Source organism: Pseudonocardia sp. OZ21, from assembly GCF_059359135.1.
This window is the reverse complement of the sequence record NZ_JCADBN010000034.1, coordinates 1-22,637: the sequence shown is the minus strand read 5'-3', so window position 1 is coordinate 22,637 and position 22,637 is coordinate 1. Positions and strand designations below refer to the sequence as shown.

The following is a 22,637-nucleotide window of genomic DNA, read 5'->3' as shown; positions in this document are numbered from 1 at the left end:
ACCGTCGACGACCCGTGGGGCTTCGGCAACTCGCTGGAGTGGGCCACGAGCTGCCCGCCGCCGCGACACAACTTCACCGAGCTGCCGCGGATCCGCTCGGAGCGTCCGGCGTTCGAGCTGCACTACCCACACCTGGTCGAGCGCTTCCGCGAGGAGGCGCACGTCGGCCACAGGTCGTCGCCGTACGAGGTGGCGGCCCAGGGCACCGGCGGGGAGACCCAGCCCGACAGCGACCCGAAGTCGCGCTGACCCACGACCTGCTCTCCGGATGACAGACACCGGCACCAGCGTTCTCATCACGGTCACCGGCCCCGACCGGCCCGGGGTGAGTTCGGTGCTGTTCACCGCGCTCATCCGGCACGGGGTCGACCTGGTCGACATCGAGCAGGTCGTGATCCGAGGCCGGCTCACGCTCGGGGCGCTGGTGGTGGCCCACCACGACCCGGAAGGCCTCCAGGAGGCCGTCGAGCAGGCGATGGCGAGCATCTCGATGCAGGTGCACACCTCGCTCGAGGTGCTCGACGATCCGGCGGCGCGGCGGCACCCGACGCACGTCGTGCTGGTGATCGGGCGCCCGATCACGGCGCGGGCCTTCGGGGCAGTGGCGCAGGCGCTGGCCGGGGTGGGAGCCAATATCGACTCCATCCGCCGGGTGGCCGACTATCCGGTCACCGGGCTGGAGCTGATGGTCTCGCCCGACCCGAGCGGCGGCAGTTCCGCCCATCCGCCCGGAACGCTGCGCGCCCGGCTGGTCGAGGTGGCGCGCACCGCGGGCGTGGACGTCGCCGTGGAGCGGGCCGGGTTCGCCCGTCGCAGCAAACGGCTGATCGTGTTCGACGTCGACTCCACGCTGGTGCAGGGCGAGGTCATCGAGATGCTCGCCGCCCGCGCAGGCGCCGAGGAGGAGGTGCGGGCCGTCACCGAAGCGGCGATGCGCGGCGAGCTTGACTTCGCCGAGTCGCTGCGGCGCCGGGTCGCCGTGCTCGCGGGGCTCCCGGAGTCGGTGCTCGGTGAGGTCGCGGCGGAGCTGGAGCTCACCCCCGGCGCCCGCACCACGATCCGCACGCTCAAGCGGCTCGGCTTCCGGTGCGGGGTGGTGTCGGGCGGTTTCACGCGCGTGATCAGCGGCCTGGTGGCGGAGCTCGGGCTCGACTTCTGCGCCGCCAACGAGCTCGAGATCGTCGACGGCAGGCTGACCGGGCGCGTGGTCGGCGAGATCATCGACCGCCCGGGCAAGGCGGTGGCGCTGCGCCGGTTCTCCGAGACGTTCGGCATCCCGCTGGAGCAGTGCGTCGCCGTCGGCGACGGCGCCAACGACATCGACATGCTGTCCACCGCCGGGCTCGGCATCGCGTTCAACGCGAAGCCCGCCCTGCGCGAGGTGGCCGACACCGCGCTCTCGCTCCCGTACCTGGACGTGGTGCTGTTCGTCCTCGGCATCACGCGCGACGAGGTGGAACGTGCGGACGCAGCCGAAGGCATGGTCCGCCGCGTGCCGATCGCATGACCGACCCCACCCCCACCGAGACGGCTCTCTCCGACGTCCTGGAGCCGCTCGCCGCCCGCTACCTGCGGCGTCCTTCCACCACCACCATCCCGCCGGAGGCGGACGGCATCGTGCGGGCGATGCCGGTGGTTCTGCGGCTGGAGCGGCCGCCTGCGCCCCGCACCCCGGTGCTGGAGGCGGCCGCCGCCGCGGCGCTCGCCGTCTGCCTCGACCCGCGGGCCCAGCCCGGCGGCGAGTGGCACGACGCCGTCGCCACCTGGGTGGGCGGTCGCATCCGGAAGATCGCCCGCCGGGCCCGTGGCGCCCACTGGGCCGCGGTGCAGGAACTGCCCGGCGTCACCTGCGGGGTCGACGGGGCCGAGGCGAGGGCGCTGCTGCCCGGACCGGTGGACGACGTGCCGAAGACGGTCTCCCGGCTCCAGATCGGCGGCACCGACCTGGAGCCGGACGACCCCGGGCCGCTCCCGGGCGGCAGGCCGGTGATCTGGGTGAACGTCGACCTGAAGATGACGGTGGGCAAGGCCGCGGCGCAGGTCGGACACGCGTCGATGCTCTACGCGGCGGCCCTCGGCCTGACGGCCGTGCCAGAGTTCGCCGTGCGTGAGGTGGGCGGGGCGCTGTGGGCGCAGCTGTGCGACGCGGTGGAGCGCGGCTCCGCGGTGGCCGTGCGGGACGCGGGGTTCACCGAGGTGGCGCCGGGCACGATCACCTGCATCGCCACCCCGCCCTCCTAACTGACCCGGGGCGTCAGGCCCCGCGCAACCGCCGCAGTGCGGCGTGCACCTTCTCCCGGTCGTCGGTGGGCCAGAACGGCGGCAGCGACGCGCGCAGGAACCCGCCGTAGCGGGCCGTGGCCAGCCGCGGGTCGAGGATCGCGACGACGCCGCGGTCGTCCATCCCGCGCAGCAGCCGCCCGGCGCCCTGGGCGAGCAGGAGAGCGGCGTGGGTGGCCGACACGGTGAGGAACCCGTTGCCACCGCGCGCATCGGTGGCCCGCTGGCGCGCCGCGACCAGCGGGTCGTCCGGCCGCGGGAACGGGATGCGGTCGATGATCACGCAGGACAGCGACGGCCCCGGGACGTCGACGCCCTGCCACAGCGACAGCGTGCCGAACAGCGACGTGGCATCGTCCTCGGCGAACCTCTTCACCAGCTGCATCGTGGAGTCGTCGCCCTGGCACAGCAGTGGGGTGTCGAGCCTGCCGCGCAACGCCTCGGTGGCCTGCTTGGCCGCCCGCATCGACGAGAACAGCCCCAGGGTGCGGCCGCCCGCGGCCTCCACCAGGCCGGCGATCTCGTCGAGGTAGGACGGCGGCAGCCCGTCGCGGCCCGGGGGAGGGAGCCGTTTCGCGACGTAGAGGATGCCGCTGCGGCCGTGGGCGAACGGCGAGCCGACATCCAGGCCGGACCACTTCGGAGCGTCGGGATCGGGGATCGGGTCGTCCTCGACCGCGCCGTCCGCTTTCGCGTCGGCGCCCTTCTCCGGGGGCAGGCCCCACTGCCGGGCGAGGGCGTCGAAGTTGCCACCGAGGGCCAGCGTGGCCGATGTCAGCACCACCGTGGACCGCCCGAAGAGCCGCTCGCGCAGCAGCCCGCCCACCCACAGCGGAGCGGCCCGCAGCACCTTGTGGCGGGCACCGTCGGGCCCCTGCTCCGCGAGCCACACCACGTCGCGGCGCTTCGACGGGTCGGGCTCCTCGAACGCGGCGAGCAGCCGGACGGCGGTGTCGGCGAGCTCGTCGAGCGACGCCTGGGCGATCTTGCGTCCTGCGGCGGCCTCGGGCTCCTCCCGCCGCTCCGATCCGAGCGACTGCTTGCACGAGGCAGCGGCGTCCCGAACCGCCGAGAGCGCGCCCACCGCGGCCTGCGGGAGGCTGTCCCAGCGGCCGGGGGGCAGGTCCTCCAGCACCATCGCGAGCCCCTCGCCCGCCTCGGCGAGCCGGTCGGCGACCGCCTGGTCGACGAGCTTGCCCAGCCGCCGCGACGCGATGCCGATCGAGGTGGACGTCAGCTCGGCCGTGGCCACGCCGGTGACCCGGTCGACCAGCTCGTGGGCCTCGTCGACCACCACGACGTCATGCTCGGGCAGCACGGGGCGGCCCTCGAGCGCGTCGATGGCCAGCAGCGCGTGGTTGGTGACGACGATGTCGGCCTTGCCCGCCTCGGCGCGGGCCTTCTCCGCGAAGCAGTCGTCACCGACCGGGCACTTCGCGGCGCCGACGCACTCCCGGGCGGTGACGGAGACCTGCCGCCACGTGGAGTCGGGCACCCCGGGGACGAGCTCGTCGCGGTCGCCCTTGTCGCTGGTGTCGGCCCACTCGTGCAGCCGCTTGATCTGGCGGCCCATCGCGGAGATCGCGAACGGGTCGAACAGCTCGTCGGCGGGGTCGGCGTCGTCACCGCCGTGCAGCTTGTTGAGGCAGAGGTAGTTGCGCCTGCCCTTCAGGATCGCGAACGTGGGCGCCCGGCCGAGCAGTGGCTTGAGGGCCTTGGCGAGCCGCGGGAGATCGCGGTCGACCAGCTGGCGTTGCAGCGCGATCGTGGCGGTGGACACCACGACCGTGGAGTCCTTCGCGACGGCGTGGTGGATGGCGGGAACCAGGTAGGCCAGCGACTTGCCGGTGCCGGTACCGGCCTGCACGGCCACGTGTTCCCCGGTGGTGATGGCCTTGCGGACGGCCTGGACCATCGCGTCCTGGCCCTCGCGGCGCTGCCCGCCGACGGCGGTGACGGCCGCCTCCAACAGCTCCGCCACGCCGGGCATTCGCGTCGCGGTGGGCACCCCGGGAGGCTACCCGGAGTGCCCGACGGGCCGAGGTCGAACCGCCGATCCGGTAGTGCACCAGGTAGTGAGGCTCACACGTGATCCACAGCGGGTCGGTGTCAGCGGCGTGGCGGCGTCGGCCATCATGAACAGAGTGACGTCCACGCACCTCCTGCTCCGCTCGTCGTCCTACCCGGTACTGATCGAGCACCCCGCCCGCTACAGCGACCTCGACCCGAGCCGGCGAATCGGCCGTGACGCGATCGTGCGCTGGTTCGAGGACGCGCGGATCGCCGTCGAACGGGACGTCTTCGGTGCGGGCCTCACCGCCCGGATGCGGCTGCTGCTCGCCTCGGTCCGGGTCGACGTGCTCGCCCCGCTGCAGGTCATCCCGCGCAGCGCGGCAGGCGCCCGCATCGACACGGGCCAGTACCGGATCGGCATCGGGGTCAGCCACATCGGCGAGTCGTCGTTCGCCTACACCTACGGCGTCTTCGCCGGCGACGAGTGCGTCGCCACCGGCGAGTCGGTCAGCGTGCATGCCACCGTCGGTGGGCCGGCACCGCTGCCGGAGCCGGTCCGCGCCGCGCTGGAGACCCTCCGCACCGACGCTCCCGCCCCCACCCGCCTGGAGCGCGGGCCGTCCCGGTTGATCCGGGAGGCGTACCCGTTCCGGCTGGACGTGCGCACCCGCTTCAGCGACCTCGACCCCAACCGGCACGTCAACAACGTGGCGCTGGCCGGCTGGTACCTCGACGGGCTCGCTGAGCTGCACCTCGACGTCCTGGGGTACCCCACCGGTGGCCCGCTCGACGGACTCTCGCCGAGCTCGCTGCGGGTCGACTACCTCGACGAGGTGCGCTACCCGGGCATCTACCAGCTGCGCGTGGGCGTGCTCGACCTCGACGAGACCGAGGTGCGCTACGCGTGCGGCCTGTTCGACGGCCCCCGCTGCGTCGGCATCGCCGAGGCCGTCGGTGCCCACCGCCTCCCCGACGAGGCCGGTGACCCGGGCGACCTGGCCGCGCGCCTGGAACCCTTCCGCATGCGCTCCGTCTGACCACATCTCGGAGCCGTAGTGCTGTCAGCGAGTACGCCCTGACAGCACTACGGCTCCGCAACGAGGGAGACGCCCGCGGCTCGTAGTTGGGTGAGCGCGCGGTTCGTGGTCTCCGGCGCCACGCCGGCGCACATCTCCAGCAGCACGGTGGTGGTGAAGCCGGCCGCGGCGGCGTCCAGCGCGGTGACGCGCACGCAGTGGTCGGTGGCGATACCCACCACGTCCACCGTGTCGACGTCGCGGGCGCGCAGCCACTCGGCCAGGCCCGTGCCGCCGGGTTCGGTGCCCTCGAAGGCGGAGTAGGCGGCGGAGTGGTGGCCCTTGTCGAACACCGCCTCGATCCGGGCGACGTCGAGATCGGGGTGGAAGGACACGCCGGGCGAGCCGTGCAGGCAGTGCGGCGGCCACGTGTCGACGAAGTCGGGGGCGTCGGAGAAGTGGGCCCCGGGATCGATGTGGTGGTCGCGGCTGGCCACGACGTGGTCCCAGCGGTGCTCGCGGTCCCCGGCCCGCAGGGCCGCCGAGATCGCGGCCGCCACCCCGGCCCCGCCCGCGACGCCGAGGGAGCCGCCCTCGCAGAAGTCGTTCTGCACGTCGACGACGATCAGCGTCCGCGTCATCGTGCGGGCCCCTCGAACACGGTGGGGAGTGCCGGCTCGCCGCGGGAGAGCTTGAGCCCCTCCCACGGCACGGACACGAGCGCGGTGCGCAGGTGCCCGCGGGACTGCTCCAGCGTCGGCAGGCCGGCCACCAGCTCGCCGCCGCGCATCAGGGGGATCGGCACCACGCGGTCGTGCGGTGCGGCCTCAGGTGCGGCGGCGACGGGATACACGACCTCCTCGATGGCCGTGCCCGTCGGCTTGTAGCGCCGCAGCGCCGACTTCCGTCCGCCGCGGGACTCCTTCGCCGCGCTGCGCTTGGCGACGGGTCGCCCGTCCACCTCGACCAGCTTGTAGACCATGCCGGCGGTCGGCGCGCCGGAACCCGTGACCACCGACGTGCCGACGCCGTAGGAGTCGACGGGCTCGGCGCGCAGCGACGCGATCGCGTACTCGTCGAGGTCGCCGGAGAGCACGATCTTGGTGTCCGTGGCCCCGAGCGCGTCGAGCTGGTCGCGGGCCTGCCGGGCCAGCTCACCGAGGTCGCCGGAGTCGATGCGGATCGCCCCGAGCCCGGTGCCGGCCGCCTCGATGGCCAGCGCGATGCCCCGATGGATGTCGTAGGTGTCGACGAGAAGCGTGGTGTCGGGCCCGAGGGCGGCCACCTGACTCTTGAACGCGCCCAGCTCGTCGTCGTGCAGGAGCACCCACGCGTGGGCGGCGGTGCCGGTGGTGGGGATGCCGTGGCGGCGTTCGGCCTCCAGGTTCGACGTGGCGACGAACCCGGCGAGGTATGCAGCGCGGGCGGCGGCCACCGCGGCGGCCTCGTGCGTGCGCCGCGAGCCCATCTCGATGATGGGACGGCCCGCCGCGGCCGTCACCATCCGGGACGCGGCCGAGGCGATCGCGCTGTCGTGATTGAGGATCGACAGGGCCAGCGTCTCCAGCAGCACCGCGTCGGCGAAGGTGCCGCTGACGGTGAGCACGGGAGAGCCGGGGAAGTACAGCTCGCCCTCCGGGTAGCCGTCGACGTCCCCGGAGAAGCGGTACTCGGCGAGCCACGCCAACGTCTCGCGGTCGACGACGTCGGCGAGCATCTCCAGCTCCTGGTCGCCGAACCGGAACCGCTCGATCGACTCCAGCAGCCGACCCGTGCCGGCCACCACGCCGTAGCGGCGCCCGTCGGGGAGCCTGCGGGCGAACACCTCGAACACGCAGTGCCGCTGCGCGGTGCCGTCGGCGAGTGCGGCAGCCGCCATCGTCAGCTCGTAGCGGTCGGTCAGCAGCGCGGTGCTGACCCCAGCAGTAGACGGACTACCACTCATCGCATGTCCCCATGGCGTTCACCATGTCCCGACCCTATGTTGCCGTGCACCTTCGATACCCGGGGTGTCACCATGGACGTTATGGCCGCGCCGCTACCCGCACCCACGCGCCAGGTGGATCCGGACCTCGCCGAGGACTCGGTGGTCGATACGCCCTGGCAGGCGATCGTGTGGAACGACCCAGTCAACCTCATGTCCTACGTCACGTACGTCCTGCAGAAGCTGTTCGGCTACCCCGAGGCGAAGGCCACCGCACTGATGCTCGACGTGCACCACAAGGGCAAGGCCGCGGTGTCGGCAGGCGACAAGGACAAGATCGAGGCCGACGTGGCCAAACTGCACGCGGCAGGCCTCTGGGCCACCATGCAGCGCGCGTGAACGGCTGGAAGCGCTCCGGGCGGGGAGCCAGGGCCCGGCTGGTGGCGTCGCTGGAGGCGCAGGAGGCCGCCGTGCTGCGCGGCCTGGTGGGTGAGGTTCGGCAGATCCTCGCGGGCCGAGCCGACGACAACCCGTCCGACGAGCTCGCGATCCTCACCGGCATGCGCACCGGGCCGTCCACCCGGCCCACCGACCGGGTCCTCGCGCGGCTGCTGCCCGACTTCACCACCGAGGACACCGACCTCGCCGCAGGCCTGCGCTCCCTGCACGAGCCCGAGCTCATCGAGGCCAAGGACTCCAACGCCGCCGTGGTGCTCGAGACGTTGCCCGAGTCGGGCGGCCGGGTGGAGCTCACGCCCGACCAGGCCGATGCCTGGCTCGCCTCGCTCAACGACGTGCGGCTCGCACTCGGCACCGCCCTCGACGTGAGTGAGGACATGCCCGAGCAGCTTCCGTCGGACGACCCCCGCGCCACGCACATGGGCGTCTACCACTGGCTCACGTTCGTGCAGGACGCGCTGGTGCAGACCAGGATGCAGATCCGCTAGCCGCACCCCGAGCCGGCCCTCGCGGCCCTGCTCGTGGTCCGCACGGGGTGTGAGCCGTCACGTGCGGAGTGCACCGAGGCGGGGTCGAGCCGTACCCTGGGGTGGTGCTGGTGATTCGAGCCGATCTCGTTGCCGAGATCGTCGCCCACGCCCGCCGGGACCACCCCGACGAGGCGTGCGGTGTCATCGCCGGACCCGAGGGCTCAGACCGGCCGGAGCGGTTCGTTCCGATGCTCAACGCGGCCCGGTCGCCCACCTTCTACGAGTTCGACTCCGGCGACCTGCTTCGGCTCTACCGCGAGATGGACGCCCGTGGCGAGGTGCCCGTGGTGATCTACCACTCGCACACGGCCACCGAGGCGCACCCGTCGCGCACCGACATCTCCCTCGCGTCCGAGCCCGAGGCGCACTACGTGCTCGTGTCCACCCGGGACGACGCCGAACCGAACCACACGGGGCACGAGCTCCGGTCGTTCCGGATCGTGGACGGTGTGGTCACCGAGGAACAGGTCGACGTCGTGGAGACTTACATGTTCGCGCACACGGGCGCGGACGATGTCCCCGACAGGGACGCGTCGGTCTGACGCCCCGCCCTTTCCACGACCACCCGAACCATCCGACCTGGAGCATCACCATGGCCGTCACCGTCTCCATCCCCACCATCCTCCGCACCCACACCGGCGGCGAGAAGTCCGTCGAGGCGAAGGGCAACACCGTCGGCGAGGTGATCAACGACCTCGAGGCGCGCCACGGCGGCATCGCCGGGCGGCTGGTCAACAACGGCTCGCTGCACCGGTTCGTCAACATCTACGTCGACGACGAGGACGTGCGTTTCGCCGGCGGCCTCGAGGCCCCGGTCGGCGAGAACTCCACCGTCACGATCCTGCCCGCCGTCGCCGGCGGCTGAGAGCGCGGGCGGAGCGGAAGGAAGGCCGGGCATGGCCCGCTACGACTCGCTGCTCGCCGCGGTGGGGGACACCCCGCTCGTCGGCCTGCCGAACCTCTCGCCCACCCCGGAGGTGCGGCTCTGGGCGAAGCTCGAGGACCGCAACCCCACCGGTTCCATCAAGGACCGTCCCGCCCTCGCCATGATCGAGAAGGCCGAGGCGGACGGGCTGCTGACGCCCGGCTGCACGGTGCTCGAACCCACGTCCGGCAACACCGGCATCTCGCTCGCGATGGCCTGCAAGCTCAAGGGCTACAACCTGATCTGCGTGATGCCGGAGAACACCTCGATCGAGCGCAAGCAGCTCCTCGAGATGTACGGCGCTCAGATCATCTCCTCGCCCGCGGCGGGCGGCTCCAACCAGGCCGTCGCCATGGCAAAGGACCTCGCCGCGGACCACCCCGAGTGGGTGATGCTCTACCAGTACGGCAACCCGGCCAACGCCGACGCGCACTACCGCACCACCGGCCCGGAGATCCTGCGCGACCTGCCCACGATCACCCACTTCGTGGCGGGCCTCGGCACCACGGGCACGCTCGTCGGCACCGGTCGCTACCTGCGGGAGCACAAGCCGGACGTGCAGATCGTGGCGGCCGAACCGCGGTACGGAGAGCTGGTGTACGGCCTGCGCAACCTCGACGAGGGCTTCGTCCCCGAGCTCTACGACCCCGAGGTGCTCACCGCCCGCTACTCGGTGGGCTCCCGCGACGCGCTGCGCCGCACCCGCCTGCTCGTGGAGAAGGAGGGCATCTTCGCGGGCATCTCCACCGGCGGCATCCTGCACGCCGCCCTCGCCGTCGCGGAGAAGGCCGCCGGTGCGGGCGACACGGCCGACATCGTCATCGTCGTGTGTGACGCGGGATGGAAGTACCTGTCAACGGGCGCCTACTCCGGCGAGCTCGACGAGGCCGTCGAGGGCATCGAGGGCCAGCTCTGGGCCTAGTGCTGCGGGTCGCAGCGCTGCGGGTCGGCCGCGCCGATGCGAGTGGTTGAACGGGTGACGAGAACTGGACCTTCGTGGCCTACATCGACCGCCACGCCCTCGACGGATCGCTCGACGCCGCACAGATCGCCGCAGCTCACGGCATCTCCGTGCGGTACCCCTACCTGATCCTTCGCCGCCGCGACGTCAGCCCGGGCGAACACATCCGCTCACGGCTCGACCATGCCGCCAAGCTGCTGAGCGACCCCGCTGCCACTCACCTGTCCATCGCCGAGATCGCCTACCGGTCCGGCTTCGCCGACCAGGCGCACTTCTCGCGAACCTTCGGCAGGCGATTCGACGTCCCTCCCCGGGAGTGGCGGCTCCGCACGACAACGCGGGCGCAGGCAGGCGTCGAGAACGACGCATAGCGAGACACAGGGTGCAGACATCCCTGTGCGCGCTGGTGCAAGACCGACTTCCGCCACCGCTCCTCCGTCACCGACCACCACCTCGACGCGCTGAGCCGACCGGAGCGCAAGCCGGGGCTCGTGGGCCACTCCTTCGGTGGCCTCATCGCCCAGAAGCTCGCGGGGGAGGGGGCGGCCACGGCAACCGTCGCCATCGAACCTGCACCCCTTTCGGGGCGCCTGCCCGTCCCGTGGTCGGCGCTGAAGTCCGGGGCCCCGATCCTGGGTAACCCGGCCAACGTCGGGCGGGCGGTGTCGCTCACCTTCGAGCAGTTCTCCTACGCCTGGGTGAACAACCTCGACGAGGACGAGGGGCGCCGACTGTACGACGAGTACCACGTCGCCGCCGCGGGCGCGCCGCTGTTCCAGGCCGTCACGGCGAACATCAACCCCTGGACAGAAGCGCAGCTAGACGTGCACAACCCGGCCCGGGGCCCGCTCCTGATCATCGCCGGACAAGCGGACAACACCAGCCCGCCCGCGATCACCCACGCCATGGCGAAACTGCAGCAGAAGAACGACGGAATCACCGAGATCGCCGAGATCCCCGGCCGCGGCCACTCACTCACGATCGATCACGGCTGCGCCGAGGTGGCCGATGTCTCGCTCGCCTTCCTCGACCGCTTCACATCCTCGTCCCCCAGCTGACCAGTGCGGTTCACCCTGACAAGCAACGGTGCCAGGAGCAGGATCGGGGCACCGGCTTCGCCCAGCGCGCGACGTGCGAAGCCGGATCAGCAGCCGACACAGCAGCCTCGGGACCACATTTCTCGGAGGAACCATGACCACCATCACCACGACAGACGGCACGGAGATCTACTACAAGGATTGGGGCGCGGGACAGCCCATAGTGTTCAGCCACGGATGGCCGCTCTCGGCCGACGACTGGGACACCCAGATGTTGTTCTTCCTCGAGCACGGCTACCGCGTGATCGCGCACGACCGTCGTGGGCACGGCCGTTCCACCCAGACCGGCGGCGGGCACGACATGGACCATTACGCCGCTGACCTGGCCGCTCTGACCGAACACCTCGATCTGCGCGACGCCATTCACGTCGGCCACTCCACCGGCGGCGGCGAGGTTGCCCACTACATCGGGCAGCACGGCGAGGAGCGCGTCAGCAGGGCGGTGCTCATCAGCTCGGTGCCTCCGATCATGGTGCAGACCGAGAGGAACCCGGGCGGCCTGCCCAAGAGCGTGTTCGACGACCTGCAGGCCCAGCTGGCCGCCAACCGGTCCGAGTTCTATCGGGCCCTCCCGACCGGGCCGTTCTACGGCTACAACCGTCCCGGCGCGAAGGCGTCGGAAGCGGTCATCGAGAACTGGTGGCGGCAGGGGATGATGGGCGGAGCGAAAGCCCACTACGACGGCATCGTGGCGTTCTCGCAGACCGACTTCACCGAGGACCTGAAGAAGATCACGGTGCCCGTCCTGGTCATGCACGGCGAGGACGACCAGATCGTTCCCTACGCCGACTCCGGGCCGCTGTCCGCGGAGCTCGTCCAGAACGGGACCCTCAAGAGCTACCCCGGCTTCCCGCACGGCATGCCGACCACGGAGGCCCCGACGATCAACGCCGACCTTCTGGCGTGGCTGCAGTCCTGACCTGCGTGACACGGCGCGGCCACCGGATGGTGGGGTGGCCGCGCCGCACGGCGTCGCCGCCGGCCGTCGGGTGGCCGGGGAGGGCCGATTCCCCCGGTCGGCTCGCTGAAGGAACCCTGAAGGGCCCTGGAACACCGGCGTTCCGCGGGTAGCCTCGGTCACATGGTCGTCCCTGCGCCCGCGTCCCGCCGGTCGATCGCCCGGGTGCTCCCACCCTCACCGGTGCTCGCACTGATCACGATGCTCTTCTTCACCGGGCTGCTCTACGTGTCCGAGGCCGTCGACCAGCTCTCGGGCCTGCGTCTCGACAACGACGGGATCGTGCCGCGTTCGGTCGACGGGCTCGACGGGATCCTGTGGGCCCCGCTGCTCCACGCGGGGTGGCCGCACCTGCTGGCCAACACCATCCCGTTCATCGTCTTCGGGTTCCTCGCCATGGCGGGCGGAATCCGGCAGTTCCTGTTCGTGACCGCCATGATCTGGCTGCTGGGCGGCCTCGGCGTGTGGCTGGTCGGGCCGCCGAACACGTCCACGATCGGGGCCTCCGGGGTGATCTTCGGGTGGCTGGTGTTCCTGCTCGCCCGCGGGTTCTTCGCCCGCAGCGGCCGCCAGATCCTGCTGGCGGTGGTGCTGTTCGTGATCTGGGGCGGCATCCTCTTCGGCATCCTGCCCGGCCAGCCGGGCATCTCCTGGCAGGCCCACCTGTTCGGGGCGCTGGCCGGCCTGCTCGCCGCCCGGCTCGTGGCACAGGCCGACCGCCGTCGATCCCGGCCGGCCCCCGCCCTGGGCGCCTAGACTTCTCACCGTGACCCCGGGGATCGACGCGCCGATCGGCATCTACGACTCCGGCGTCGGTGGTCTCACGGTCGCGCGGGCCGTGATCGACCTGCTGCCCGCCGAGCGGATCCTCTACGTCGGCGACACGGCACACAGCCCCTACGGCCCGCTGCGGATCGCCGACATCCGCCGCTACGCGCTCGAGGTCGGCGACGCGCTCCAGGAGCGCGGGGTCAAGGCACTGGTCGTGGCGTGCAACTCGGCTTCGGCGGCCTGCCTCCCCGACATCCGCGAGCGCTACTCCGTGCCGGTCGTCGAGGTCGTGCGACCCGCCGTCCGCCGGGCCGTCGCGGCCACCCGCAACGGGCGAATCGGGGTCATCGGCACCCGCGCCACCATCGCGTCCGGGGCGTACACCGACTCGTTCGCCGCCGCCCGCGACGTCGAGGTCACGGCCGTGGCGTGCCCCCGTTTCGTCGACTTCGTCGAGCGGGGCATGACCAGCGGGCGGCAGATCCTCGGGCTCGCCCAGAGCTACCTCGAGCCGCTGCAGCGGGCCGGGGTCGACACGGTCGTACTCGGCTGCACCCACTACCCGCTGCTCGCGGGCGTGCTGCAGATCGTGCTGGGCCCCGACGTCACGCTGGTGTCCAGTGCCGACGAGACGGCCAAGGACCTCGTGCGCGTGCTCATGGACCGCGACCTCGCCCGCGACCCGGCCGGTCCGCCGCCCGGCCCCCACCAGTTCCTCGCCACGGGCGACCCCGAGCCGTTCCGCAGGCTCGGGCGCCGCTTCCTCGGCCCGGAGATCGCCACGGTGTCCGCGCTGGCCACCCGCCCCGCCGACGTGCCTGCTCCGACCGCGGGCTGAGGGAGGCTGGCCAGGTCCCGCGGCCGGCCGGCGGGTAGCGTCACGCACCGTGATCGACGCCCTGGAGATACTGGTGCTCGTCGCGACCGGTGCCCTGGCGGTCTTCGGAGTGGTGCTCACGATCCTGAACCGCCCCCCGGACCGCACGATGCGCCTCGCGGTCGGTGCGGTCGAAGTGCTGCTCGTGGTGCAGGCGGCCATCGCGGCCGTCCGAGTGTTCTCGGGCACCGCGCTGCCGGAGACGCAGACGTTCCTGATCTATCTCGTCGTGTCGGTGTGCGTGCTGCCGATAGCCACCCAGTTCGCCACGGCCGAGCCCACCCGCTGGGGCGGCACCGTCATCGCCGTCGGCGCGATCGCCACCGCCGTGGCCGTGTGGCGGCTGCAGGGACTCTGGCTCGCCGGTGCCTGAGCCCGCCCGCGCCACCTCGTCCGGCCCGGGCCGGGTGCTGATCGCCGTCTACGGCGTGTTCGCCCTGTCGGCCACCGCACGTGCGCTCGTGCAGATCGCCACCAAGTTCCAGGAGGCCCCGCTCGCCTTCCTGCTCTCACTGGTGGCGGGCATCGTCTACATCCTGGCGACGATCGGGCTGAACGGCCGCGGGCCCGGCGCCCGCAGGCTGGCGTGGGCCGCCGTCGGGTTCGAGCTGGCCGGGGTGCTGGTCGTCGGCACGCTCACCGTGCTCGACGCCGCCGACTTCCCCGACGACACGGTGTGGTCGGTGTACGGGCGGGGCTACGGCTTCGTGCCGCTGGTGCTCCCGTTCATCGGGCTGTGGTGGCTGCGGCACACGCGCGCGCGTTAGCGTGCAGCCCATGAGGTTGATCGTGCTGGGCTGCTCCGGGAGCGGCCCGGGCCCGGACTCGCCGGCGTCGGGCTACCTCGTCGAGGCAGGCGACACGCGCCTGGTGATGGACCTCGGCAACGGCACGCTCGGTGCGCTGCAACGCCACCTCGACCCGTGGGCACTCGACGGGGTGCTGTTCAGCCACCTGCACCCCGACCACTGCGCCGACTTCGCGTCGCTCGTCGTGCACCGCCGCTTCCACCCCCACCCGCCGTTCGACCCCACCACCCGGCCGCTGCCCGTGCACGCCCCCGCCGAAGCGCCCGACCGGTTCGCCGCGGCCTACGCGCCCTCGGCGGTCGAGCGGGCCGCCACCGACCTCGGCGACATCTTCACCTTCCACCCGCTGTCCGACGGCGGGCGCGCCACGGTGGCCGGCGTCGCGGTGCGGTCCGGGCTGGTGGACCACCCCTGCGAGGCGTACGCGCTGCGGCTGGAGCACGGCGGGCGCAGCCTCGTCTACAGCGGCGACACCGGCCCGTGCGACGGGCTGGTCGAGCTCGCCCGCGGCGCCGACGTGCTGCTCTGCGAGGCCACGTGGCCCCACGTCACCGAGTGGTGGGAGCAACCGCCGCCCGGGGTGCACCTGTCGGGGCGGCAGGCGGGTGAGCACGCGGAGGCGGCAGGCGTCGGGCGGCTGCTGCTGACGCACGTCCCGGCCTGGTTCCACGGCGACCAGTTGCTGGCCGAGGCCAAGGCCGCGTTCAGCGGGCCCGTCGAGCTGGTGGCGCCCGACGCCGCCTACGCGATCTGACCCCGTCCCCTCTGACGCCGGGGTCACCCGACCGGCGACCTAAGCTGGCCCGGTGACGCGAACGGATGGCACCCCCCAGGACGGGACCAGGGCAGATGGACGGTCGGACGACCAGCTACGGCCGGTGACGATCACCCGCGGGTTCCAGAAACATCCCGCGGGATCGGTGCTCGTCGAGTTCGGCGACACCAAGGTGCTGTGTGCGGCGAGCGTCACCGAAGGGGTGCCCCGCTGGCGCAAGGGCTCCGGCCTCGGCTGGGTCACCGCGGAGTACGCGATGCTGCCGTCGGCCACCAACACCCGCAGCGACCGCGAGTCGGTCAAGGGCCGCATCGGCGGGCGGACGCACGAGATCAGCAGGCTGATCGGCCGCTCGCTGCGGGCGTGCATAGACCTGGCGGCGCTCGGCGAGAACACCATCGCGCTCGACTGCGACGTCCTGCAGGCCGACGGTGGCACCCGCACCGCGGCGATCACCGGCGCCTACGTCGCGCTGGCCGACGCCATCACCTGGCTCGGTGCGCGCGGCAGCCTCGCCGACCCCAAGCCGCTGTCCTGCCGCGTCGCAGCAGTGAGCGTGGGTGTCGTCGACGGGCGGGTCCGCCTGGACCTGCCCTACGAGGAGGACTCCCGCGCCGAGGTCGACACGAACGTCGTCGCCACCGACACCGGCACCCTCATCGAGGTGCAGGGCACCGGCGAGGGCGCCACGTTCACGCGGAGCACGCTCGACTCCATGCTCGACGTGGCGCTCGCCGGCATCCGGCAGCTCTCCGACCTGCAGGCCGCCGTGCTCGCCGAGCCCTACCCCGGCACGCTGCCGGAGCAGTCGTGAAGGTGCTGGTCGCCACCCGCAACGCCGGCAAGCTGGCCGAGCTGCGGCGGATGCTCGCCGACGGGCCGGTCGAGGTGGTCGGGCTCGCGGACGTCCCGGAGTTCCCCGACGCTCCCGAGACGGGAGCGACGTTCGCGGAGAACGCGCTCGCGAAGGCCCGTGACGCCGCCACGGCCACCGGGCTCCCGTCCGTCGCCGACGACTCGGGGCTCGCCGTCGACGCCCTGAACGGCATGCCCGGTGTGCTCTCCGCCCGCTGGGCGGGCCGGCACGGGGACGACGTGGCCAACCTGGAGCTGCTGCTCGGCCAGCTCTCCGACGTCCCCGACGAGCGGATGGGCGCGGCGTTCGTCTGCGCGGCGGCGCTCGTGGTGCCCGGCGGCCTCGAGACCGTGGTGCACGGCGAGTGGACCGGCCGGATCGTCCGCGAGCCCCGCGGTGCAGGCGGGTTCGGCTACGACCCGATCTTCGTGCCCGACGGGGAGGAGCGCACCTCGGCCGAGCTGAGCCCCCAGGAGAAGGACGCGGCCTCGCACCGCGGGCGCGCCCTGCGCGCCCTGATCCCGCACCTGCGCGACCTCACCTGAGACGCACACGGCGGGCGACTCGCGGACGAGAACCGGGCGACTCGCGCACGGATTGTGGGCGACTCGCGGGGTGGTGGCGGGCGGCTCGCCGGGTCAGGAGGGCGGGGCTTCCTCGTTCAGGATGCGGCGGGCCACACCGAAGGCCGAGTTGGCCGCCGGCACCCCGCAGTAGATCGCGCTCTGCAGCAGCACCTCGACGATCTCCGCCTTGGTGAGGCCGTTGCGCAGCGCGGCCCGCAGGTGCAGCTCCAGCTCGGCGTAGTGCCCGTGCGCGACGAGGGCGGTGATCGTGATCGCGCTGCGCATCCGCCGGTCGAGCCCCGGCCTGGTCCAGATGTGACCCCACGCGTAGCGGGTGATCATCTCCTGGAACTCGGCCGTGATGTCGTCGGCGCGGGCCAGTGCCGCGTCCACGTGGTCGGGCCCGAGTACCTCGCGGCGCACGGCGAGCCCGTCCGGGTCGAGGTCGAGAGCGGGCGGTTGCGGCTGCTCGGTCGTCACGATCGTTCACGGTAGCCGCCGCGGCAGGAGCGGCTCGGTGACACCGTGGTGTCGGTCCGGTGGCCGGCTCGTGGCGCGTCACCCCGTGGTGACAGGTCCCCCGCGCTCGTCGGTACCGTCGGGTACATGACATGGAGGAGGGTCGCCGCGGGCGCTGCCGTGCTGGTGGTCGCCGGTGTCGCCGTCTTCCTCCTGCGCGACGGGATCCCCGACGTGCGCCGGACCGTGCAGGACGCCGGCCTGTGGGCTCCTGTGCTGTTCGTGCTGCTCCAGGGGGCGGTCACCATCACGCCGGTGCCGCGCACGGTGTTCACCGTGGCAGCCGGGGTGCTGTTCGGCTCCGTCCTGGGGGTGCTGCTCACCGTGGCAGGCACGGCGCTGGCCGCGGTGCTGGCCTACTGGCTGGTGCGGATGGTCGGCGGGCGGCTGGTGGAGCGGCACGCGCATCGGCGCGGGATCATGTGGATCCGCGAACGGCTCGACCACAGCGGGCTGCTCGCCGTGGTGTCCCTGCGCCTGATCCCGGCCGTGCCGTTCGCGGCGATGAACTACGCCTCCGCCCTCTCCGGCGTGCGGTTCCTGCCGTACCTGCTGGGCACGGTGCTGGGGGTGTTCCCCGGCACGATCGCGATCGTGGTGCTGGGGGACGCGGCGGTGGGCGGGAGCCCGCACCCTGCGATGTTCGCCGTGTCGGTGGTGTCGGGGCTGCTGGGGCTGGCCGGGGCGCTGGTGGTGGCGCGGCGCCACCCCGTCCCGAAGGAGCCGGCCACGTCCCCCGCGGCACGGCGTGAACCAGGCCTGGAACAGGCTGGATAGCTGCTGCCCCCACCGTGCGGGTCGGTGGTGACTGTGTACCGGCGGTGGGATTCGAACCCACACTGGCGGGTTCCTAGGACCCGTGCCTCTACCGTTGGGCTACGCCGGCTCGATTCCGCCCACACCACGTGTCGGTCAGGGCGTGACAGTTGGGACACAGGATACGTAGGTTCTCAAGTCGGTTGTCAGTGTGGTCACCGTTGACGTGATCGAGGGCGAGTGGCAGGGGTTTGCCGCGCCACTCCCGCAGGCCACACTCCTGGCAGTGGCTGGGAAGCAGCCCGGCTGCGACGAGCCTGATGCGTAACGAACTGGATCCCACGGTGGAGCCCCGTACCAAAAGCTCGTGCAGCGGCGTGAGACGTGTGGACGGCCGCTTCAGTCCGCGCGCCCAGCCCTGGCCCAGGAAATGGCTGGTGTCGAGGTCCAGGCGCCGGATGTGCGCGGCGACGAAGCGGAACATGCCACCGCTGGTGCTGTACCCCAATCGCCTCAGCACCCCGTGCACCGACGTCTCGATGCGGACCGCCTCGATAAGGTCCTCGTCCCGGAAGCGCCGTGAGTTGCGTGGTGAACCTGCGCCCGCGCGGGGCAGATGTGAGGCGTCCAGGCCGAGGCGGCGGATGTGCCTGCGGAGCACGTCGTACTTGCCGGGCTGCAGCCCGAGTAGCCGGCAGACCTCGCTCAGGGTGCGGGCGGTGGCCACCGCCTCGGCCAGCTGCTCGTCGGTCCAGCTTCGGGCGCGGGGCATGAGGAGATCATATCGAACACATGTTCGAAACCGGGCCGCGGCCGGTGACGTCGCCACGAGATCTGTCGGTTCGCCCTTACGAGGGCGCAGAGCGCTGTCTCGCGGCGATCGTCGGGCCGAGCGGGGGTCAGGCGGGGCGGGTCAGGTCCGACTGGCGGGCGATGGTGGCGGCCGCGCGCCGGACGCCGCAGACGTGGGTGCGGGGCACCAGGTCGTCGAGGAACCCGTAGCGGCGCCGGAGGTCGGCGGCTCCGCGGTGGCCCGCGGCGGCGCGGGTCTGCACCCCCCGCCACCAGTCCCTGATGTCGCCCCAGCCGGGGGCGGCGAGCGAGCCGCCGAACTCGTGCACGGCGAGCGCGGCGGACGCCCCGGCGAACAGCAGCCGGTGTTCGAGAGGCCAGCCCGCGATGGTGCCCAGCACCAGGGCGGCACCGAAGACGTCGCCTGCCCCGGTGGGGTCGAGGGCGTCGACGGGCAGCGCGGGGACCGAGGCCTCCTCGCCGGTGGCCGCGTCGACAGCCATCGCCCCGTCGCCGCCGCAGGTGACCACGGCGAGCGGGACGTGCCCGGCGAGCTTGTGCAGCGCGTCGCGGGGGCTGTCGGTGCGGGTGTAGCTCATGGCCTCCACGGCGTTCGGCATGAACGCGTCGCAGCCGGCGAGCGAGGAGAACAGGGCCGGGTCCCAGACACCGGTGGGGTCCCAGCCCGCGTCGGCGAAGATCATCGCGCCGTTCTCCCGCGCGCGGGCCACCCAGGTGGGCAGCACGGGGTCGGCGGCGCCCCCGCCGATGCTGGTGATCACCGCGCGCGACGGCGGTGGCGTGCCGATCAGGGCGTCACCGGTGATCGGGATGCGGTGCGCGTGGGTGACCATGCTGCGATCGCGCTGCACGGCCATCGAGACCGTGACGGGGGAGTGCCATCCCGCGAACTGCCGCGACCAGCGCAGGTCGACCCGTTCCTGCTCGGCGAGGGTGCGCCAGCAGAAGTCGGCGTAGACGTCGTCGCCGAAGCCCGCCGCGAGGCTGGTGCGCAGCCCCAGCCGGGACGCGGCGATGGCCAGGTTGGCGATCCCGCCGGGGCACGACGCCATCCCCGCGGCCCACACCTCGGTGCCTGCTTCGGGGAGCGCGGGCAGACCGGTGAACACGATGTCGAGGAAGACCGTGCCGGACATGAACACGTCGACGGTGGGCCAGTTGCCGTCCCGGACGTCGGCGAGGGGGTCCCACCAGACCGCTTCGTGCGGCGTGCTGAGCGGCCCGGCCGGAAACGCCTCCGGCTCGGGCAGCGCGTTGCGCGCTGCGCTGCTCACAGCGAACTCATCCCCCTCCAGAAGACCTGGCTCTTCGGATAGTGCCGTCCGGTCCTCGCGCGTGGCAATGCGATCGCACCCGGGGTGTGTCTTCGCTCACTCGGACGGCATGACGCCCTGCGTTACCGTCGGCGCGTGGTTCCGTCCCGGCAGGCGATCGCGTGAGGCTCACCGTCCTCGGCGGCGGCGGCTTCCGGGTGCCACTGGTGTACGCCGCGCTTGCGTCGGGTGGCTCGCCGGTCAGCGAGGTCGTCCTGCACGACGTGTCGGAGCCGAGGCTCGCCGCGATCCGCGCGGTGCTGGCGCAGCTGTCCGGTCCCGGAACCCCCGCCGTGCGCACCACGACCCGTCTCGACGAGGCCCTGGACGGCGCCCGGTTCGTGTTCTCGGCGATCAGGGTGGACGGGGCGGCCGGACGCACCGTGGACGAGCGTGTCGCGCTGGCCAACGGGGTGCTGGGGCAGGAGACCACCGGCGCGGGTGGCATCGCCTTCGGACTGCGCACGGTGCCGGTGGCGATGCGGGTGGCGGAGCGGGTGGCCGAAGTCGCGCCGCAGGCGTGGGTCATCAACTTCACGAACCCGGCCGGGATGATCACCGAGGCGATGCAGCGGGTGCTCGGTGAGCGCGTGGTGGGCATCTGCGACTCGCCCGTCGGACTCGCACACCGGGCGGTACGCGCGATCGAGGGGCTGGGCGTCGCCGCCGGGGACGGCCTGAGCGTCGGCTACGTGGGCCTGAACCATCTCGGCTGGCTCCGGACGCTGCGGGTGGACGGGGTCGACCGGCTTCCGGACCTGCTCGCCGACGACGCCGCACTGCGGTCGATCGAGGAGGTACGGCTCGTGGGCCCGGAGTGGGCGCGCACGATCGGGGCCCTGCCCAACGAGTACCTCTACTACTACTACTGCACGCGGGAGGCCGTGGCGGCGATCCGGTCGGCCCCTCGTACCCGCGGGGAGTTCCTCCAGGAGCAGCAGGCGCGGTTCTACGACACCGCAGCCGCCACCGAGCCCGGCGACGCGCTACGGCGCTGGACGCAGGTGCGGGACGAGCGTGATGCGACCTACATGGCGGAGAGCCGCGAGGCGAGTGGAGCAGGCGTGCGGGAGGCCGCCGACATGGCGGTCGGGGGTTACCAGCAGGTGGCGCTGGAACTGATGGGGGCCCTGTCGGGCGGGGCCGCCCGCACCCTGATCCTGAACGTCCGCAACGGCACGACGGTGCCCGGGCTGCCCGCCGAGGCGGTCGTGGAGGTGCCCTGCCTCGTCGGCCCGCACGGCGTCACACCGCTGGCCACCGACGCGCTGCCGGGCTCCATGCTCGGGCTCCTGCAGCAGGTCAAGGCGGTGGAGCAGGACACCATCGAGGCCGCCGTCACGGGATCGACCGCGCTGGCGGTGCGGGCCTTCGCCGAGCACCCGCTGGTGGACTCCGTGGCGGTCGCCCGTGACCTCGTGGCCGCCTACCGGGCGGAGCTGCCCGGGGTGGCCGCGGTGCTCGGCGACGCCGTCAGACCTTGAGGTCGCGACGCAGCTTGGCCACGTGCCCGGAGGCGCGCACGTTGTACAGGGCCTGCTCGACCTTCCCGTCCGGGTCGACCAGGAACGTCGAGCGGATCACGCCGGTGATGGTCTTGCCGTACATCTGCTTCTCCCCGTAGACGCCCCAGGCGGTGAGCACCTCCCGGTCGGGGTCGGACAGCAGGGGGAAGGTCAGGCCCTCCGTGTCGCGGAACTTCGCGAGTTTGGCCTGCTTGTCCGGCGAGATGCCGATGACCTCGAGCCCGGCGTCGCCGAGGTCGGGGAGGCTGTCGCGGAAGTCGCACGCCTGCTTGGTGCAGCCGGGGGTGCTCGCCGCGGGGTAGAAGTAGACGATGACCCGGCGGCCCCGGTAGTCCGACAGCGACACCGGCTTGCCGTCGGCGTCGGGAAGGGTGAACTCCGGGGCGGCGTCGCCCACCGCCAGTCGAGTACTCATGTCGGCGATACTGGCACCACGGCCGGGGGGCGCCGCGCCGACCCGCCCGGCCGCTCCCACCGGCGGAGCAGACGTGATCTACGGTGACAGCTTCGTCGTGGCACCTTCGTCGTTGCCACCTTCGTCGTGACAGTGCGGACAGCAGCAGGAGGCATCGTGGCGCGCGACCCGGACACCATCCAGCGCGAGATCGAGCAGGCAAGAGACGCGCTCGCCGACAGCCTGGACGCACTGGGAGAGCGGGCCCACCCGAAGCGCCTGGTGGATGCCGGCCGGGACAGCGTGCAGGAGCAGCTCACCGACCCGAGGATCCGCTACGGCCTGATGGCCGTCGGCGCGCTGATCGCCGTCGCGATGATCCGCCGCCTCTTCCGCTGACCGGGGGTTTCCCGCCCGGGCGTGCTAGGGAGTGTCTGGTCGATCATGGAAGCCAGCTGAGCAGGGCGGCGAGTTGTAGGGCACCGAGGTAGTTGCGGGC

General features: G+C 72.4%; 27 protein-coding genes, 1 tRNA gene and 2 pseudogenes. 22 read left to right on the top strand and 8 right to left on the bottom strand.

From position 1 onward, the window contains the following. The 3 genes and pseudogenes from AC5L35_RS37085 to AC5L35_RS37075 all read left to right on the top strand — a co-directional run. Positions 1 to 249: pseudogene (locus tag AC5L35_RS37085) on the top strand (cytochrome ubiquinol oxidase subunit I); the annotation flags it as partial. Between the two features lie 19 nt (positions 250 to 268). Then, positions 269 to 1,507, top strand: coding sequence for a phosphoserine phosphatase SerB (gene serB / locus AC5L35_RS37080; RefSeq protein ID WP_495064434.1), 1,239 nt, complete (start codon positions 269 to 271; stop codon positions 1,505 to 1,507). After that, positions 1,504 to 2,241, top strand: coding sequence for an aminoacyl-tRNA hydrolase (locus tag AC5L35_RS37075; protein ID WP_495064433.1), 738 nt, complete (start codon positions 1,504 to 1,506; stop codon positions 2,239 to 2,241). The genes serB and AC5L35_RS37075 overlap by 4 nt, the downstream gene beginning before the upstream one ends. A gap of 13 nt (positions 2,242 to 2,254) precedes the next feature. On the opposite strand, the gene AC5L35_RS37070 is transcribed toward AC5L35_RS37075, so the two are convergent. After that, positions 2,255 to 4,288, bottom strand: a complete 2,034-nt coding sequence (locus AC5L35_RS37070) for an ATP-dependent DNA helicase (RefSeq protein ID WP_495064432.1) — start codon at positions 4,286 to 4,288, stop codon at positions 2,255 to 2,257. Positions 4,289 to 4,424: 136 nt separating this feature from the next. Between AC5L35_RS37070 and AC5L35_RS37065 the strand changes: the two genes are divergently transcribed. Continuing rightward, a complete protein-coding gene (locus AC5L35_RS37065; protein ID WP_495064431.1) occupies positions 4,425 to 5,330 on the top strand; it encodes an acyl-CoA thioesterase in 906 nt (301 codons plus the stop codon). A gap of 47 nt (positions 5,331 to 5,377) precedes the next feature. Here the strand turns inward: AC5L35_RS37065 and AC5L35_RS37060 are convergent, their stop codons facing one another. After that, positions 5,378 to 5,950 (bottom strand): isochorismatase family protein, encoded by a 573-nt coding sequence (locus AC5L35_RS37060; RefSeq protein WP_495064430.1) that lies wholly within the window; start codon positions 5,948 to 5,950, stop codon positions 5,378 to 5,380. Further along, entirely contained in the window at positions 5,947 to 7,254 is a 1,308-nt protein-coding gene (locus AC5L35_RS37055) for a nicotinate phosphoribosyltransferase (protein ID WP_495064429.1), read from the bottom strand. The genes AC5L35_RS37060 and AC5L35_RS37055 overlap by 4 nt, the downstream gene beginning before the upstream one ends. Before the next feature lie 81 nt (positions 7,255 to 7,335). Between AC5L35_RS37055 and clpS the strand changes: the two genes are divergently transcribed. From clpS to rdgB, 15 genes and pseudogenes are all read left to right on the top strand, one after another. Then, the gene (gene clpS, locus AC5L35_RS37050; protein WP_495064435.1) at positions 7,336 to 7,632 is read left to right on the top strand and encodes an ATP-dependent Clp protease adapter ClpS; all 297 of its coding nucleotides are present in this window, start codon (positions 7,336 to 7,338) and stop codon (positions 7,630 to 7,632) included. Further along, positions 7,629 to 8,180 carry a DUF2017 domain-containing protein gene (locus tag AC5L35_RS37045; RefSeq protein WP_495064428.1) on the top strand — a complete coding sequence of 184 codons (552 nt, stop codon included), beginning with the start codon at positions 7,629 to 7,631 and terminating at the stop codon, positions 8,178 to 8,180. The genes clpS and AC5L35_RS37045 overlap by 4 nt, the downstream gene beginning before the upstream one ends. 104 nt (positions 8,181 to 8,284) lie before the next feature. After that, positions 8,285 to 8,764 carry a M67 family metallopeptidase gene (locus AC5L35_RS37040; protein ID WP_495064427.1) on the top strand — a complete coding sequence of 160 codons (480 nt, stop codon included), beginning with the start codon at positions 8,285 to 8,287 and terminating at the stop codon, positions 8,762 to 8,764. A gap of 50 nt (positions 8,765 to 8,814) precedes the next feature. Next, positions 8,815 to 9,087 (top strand): MoaD/ThiS family protein, encoded by a 273-nt coding sequence (locus tag AC5L35_RS37035; protein ID WP_169394737.1) that lies wholly within the window; start codon positions 8,815 to 8,817, stop codon positions 9,085 to 9,087. Between the two features lie 31 nt (positions 9,088 to 9,118). Next, positions 9,119 to 10,069 (top strand): PLP-dependent cysteine synthase family protein, encoded by a 951-nt coding sequence (locus AC5L35_RS37030; RefSeq protein ID WP_495064426.1) that lies wholly within the window; start codon positions 9,119 to 9,121, stop codon positions 10,067 to 10,069. 74 nt (positions 10,070 to 10,143) lie between these two features. Continuing rightward, a complete protein-coding gene (locus tag AC5L35_RS37025) occupies positions 10,144 to 10,479 on the top strand; it encodes a helix-turn-helix transcriptional regulator (RefSeq protein WP_495064425.1) in 336 nt (111 codons plus the stop codon). A 78-nt stretch (positions 10,480 to 10,557) separates the two neighbouring features. Continuing rightward, positions 10,558 to 11,166 (top strand): annotated as a pseudogene (locus tag AC5L35_RS37020) (alpha/beta fold hydrolase); the annotation flags it as partial. A 133-nt stretch (positions 11,167 to 11,299) separates the two neighbouring features. Further along, positions 11,300 to 12,124 (top strand): alpha/beta fold hydrolase, encoded by an 825-nt coding sequence (locus AC5L35_RS37015; protein ID WP_495064424.1) that lies wholly within the window; start codon positions 11,300 to 11,302, stop codon positions 12,122 to 12,124. 162 nt (positions 12,125 to 12,286) lie between these two features. Then, a complete protein-coding gene (locus tag AC5L35_RS37010; protein WP_495064423.1) occupies positions 12,287 to 12,919 on the top strand; it encodes a rhomboid family intramembrane serine protease in 633 nt (210 codons plus the stop codon). 10 nt (positions 12,920 to 12,929) lie between these two features. Beyond that, positions 12,930 to 13,772 carry a glutamate racemase gene (murI, locus tag AC5L35_RS37005; protein WP_495064422.1) on the top strand — a complete coding sequence of 281 codons (843 nt, stop codon included), beginning with the start codon at positions 12,930 to 12,932 and terminating at the stop codon, positions 13,770 to 13,772. Positions 13,773 to 13,821: 49 nt separating this feature from the next. Further along, the gene (locus AC5L35_RS37000) at positions 13,822 to 14,184 is read left to right on the top strand and encodes a hypothetical protein (RefSeq protein ID WP_169394743.1); all 363 of its coding nucleotides are present in this window, start codon (positions 13,822 to 13,824) and stop codon (positions 14,182 to 14,184) included. Next, positions 14,177 to 14,578 carry a hypothetical protein gene (locus AC5L35_RS36995; RefSeq protein WP_495064421.1) on the top strand — a complete coding sequence of 134 codons (402 nt, stop codon included), beginning with the start codon at positions 14,177 to 14,179 and terminating at the stop codon, positions 14,576 to 14,578. Before AC5L35_RS37000 ends, AC5L35_RS36995 begins: the two co-directional genes overlap by 8 nt. A 10-nt stretch (positions 14,579 to 14,588) precedes the next feature. Then, entirely contained in the window at positions 14,589 to 15,374 is a 786-nt protein-coding gene (locus tag AC5L35_RS36990; RefSeq protein WP_495064420.1) for an MBL fold metallo-hydrolase, read from the top strand. A gap of 52 nt (positions 15,375 to 15,426) precedes the next feature. Next, complete coding sequence (gene rph, locus AC5L35_RS36985; protein ID WP_495064419.1) at positions 15,427 to 16,209, top strand: ribonuclease PH; 783 nt, start codon at positions 15,427 to 15,429, stop codon at positions 16,207 to 16,209. Continuing rightward, positions 16,206 to 16,796: an RdgB/HAM1 family non-canonical purine NTP pyrophosphatase gene (gene rdgB, locus AC5L35_RS36980; RefSeq protein ID WP_495064418.1), complete on the top strand. Its 591-nt coding sequence runs from the start codon at positions 16,206 to 16,208 to the stop codon at positions 16,794 to 16,796. Before rph ends, rdgB begins: the two co-directional genes overlap by 4 nt. Before the next feature lie 93 nt (positions 16,797 to 16,889). Here the strand turns inward: rdgB and pcaC are convergent, their stop codons facing one another. Continuing rightward, positions 16,890 to 17,297, bottom strand: coding sequence for a 4-carboxymuconolactone decarboxylase (pcaC, locus tag AC5L35_RS36975; RefSeq protein WP_495064417.1), 408 nt, complete (start codon positions 17,295 to 17,297; stop codon positions 16,890 to 16,892). A gap of 126 nt (positions 17,298 to 17,423) precedes the next feature. Here pcaC and AC5L35_RS36970 point away from each other — a divergent pair, with 126 nt between their 5' ends. Continuing rightward, positions 17,424 to 18,113, top strand: a complete 690-nt coding sequence (locus tag AC5L35_RS36970) for a TVP38/TMEM64 family protein (protein ID WP_495064416.1) — start codon at positions 17,424 to 17,426, stop codon at positions 18,111 to 18,113. Between the two features lie 36 nt (positions 18,114 to 18,149). Here AC5L35_RS36970 and AC5L35_RS36965 read toward each other — a convergent pair. From AC5L35_RS36965 to AC5L35_RS36955, 3 genes are all read right to left on the bottom strand, one after another. Then, a tRNA-Leu gene (locus AC5L35_RS36965) sits at positions 18,150 to 18,222 on the bottom strand. Next, positions 18,202 to 18,864, bottom strand: a complete 663-nt coding sequence (locus AC5L35_RS36960) for a hypothetical protein (protein WP_495064415.1) — start codon at positions 18,862 to 18,864, stop codon at positions 18,202 to 18,204. The genes AC5L35_RS36965 and AC5L35_RS36960 overlap by 21 nt, the downstream gene beginning before the upstream one ends. 127 nt (positions 18,865 to 18,991) lie before the next feature. Beyond that, positions 18,992 to 20,179, bottom strand: a complete 1,188-nt coding sequence (locus tag AC5L35_RS36955; RefSeq protein ID WP_495064414.1) for a carbohydrate kinase family protein — start codon at positions 20,177 to 20,179, stop codon at positions 18,992 to 18,994. Positions 20,180 to 20,340: 161 nt separating this feature from the next. Here AC5L35_RS36955 and AC5L35_RS36950 point away from each other — a divergent pair, with 161 nt between their 5' ends. Next, positions 20,341 to 21,702 carry a 6-phospho-beta-glucosidase gene (locus tag AC5L35_RS36950; protein WP_495064413.1) on the top strand — a complete coding sequence of 454 codons (1,362 nt, stop codon included), beginning with the start codon at positions 20,341 to 20,343 and terminating at the stop codon, positions 21,700 to 21,702. On the opposite strand, the gene bcp is transcribed toward AC5L35_RS36950, so the two are convergent. Beyond that, a complete protein-coding gene (bcp, locus tag AC5L35_RS36945; RefSeq protein ID WP_495064412.1) occupies positions 21,692 to 22,159 on the bottom strand; it encodes a thioredoxin-dependent thiol peroxidase in 468 nt (155 codons plus the stop codon). The genes AC5L35_RS36950 and bcp overlap by 11 nt on opposite strands. A gap of 156 nt (positions 22,160 to 22,315) precedes the next feature. Here bcp and AC5L35_RS36940 point away from each other — a divergent pair, with 156 nt between their 5' ends. Beyond that, positions 22,316 to 22,537: a DUF3618 domain-containing protein gene (locus AC5L35_RS36940; protein ID WP_495064411.1), complete on the top strand. Its 222-nt coding sequence runs from the start codon at positions 22,316 to 22,318 to the stop codon at positions 22,535 to 22,537. Positions 22,538 to 22,637 lie beyond the last annotated feature (100 nt).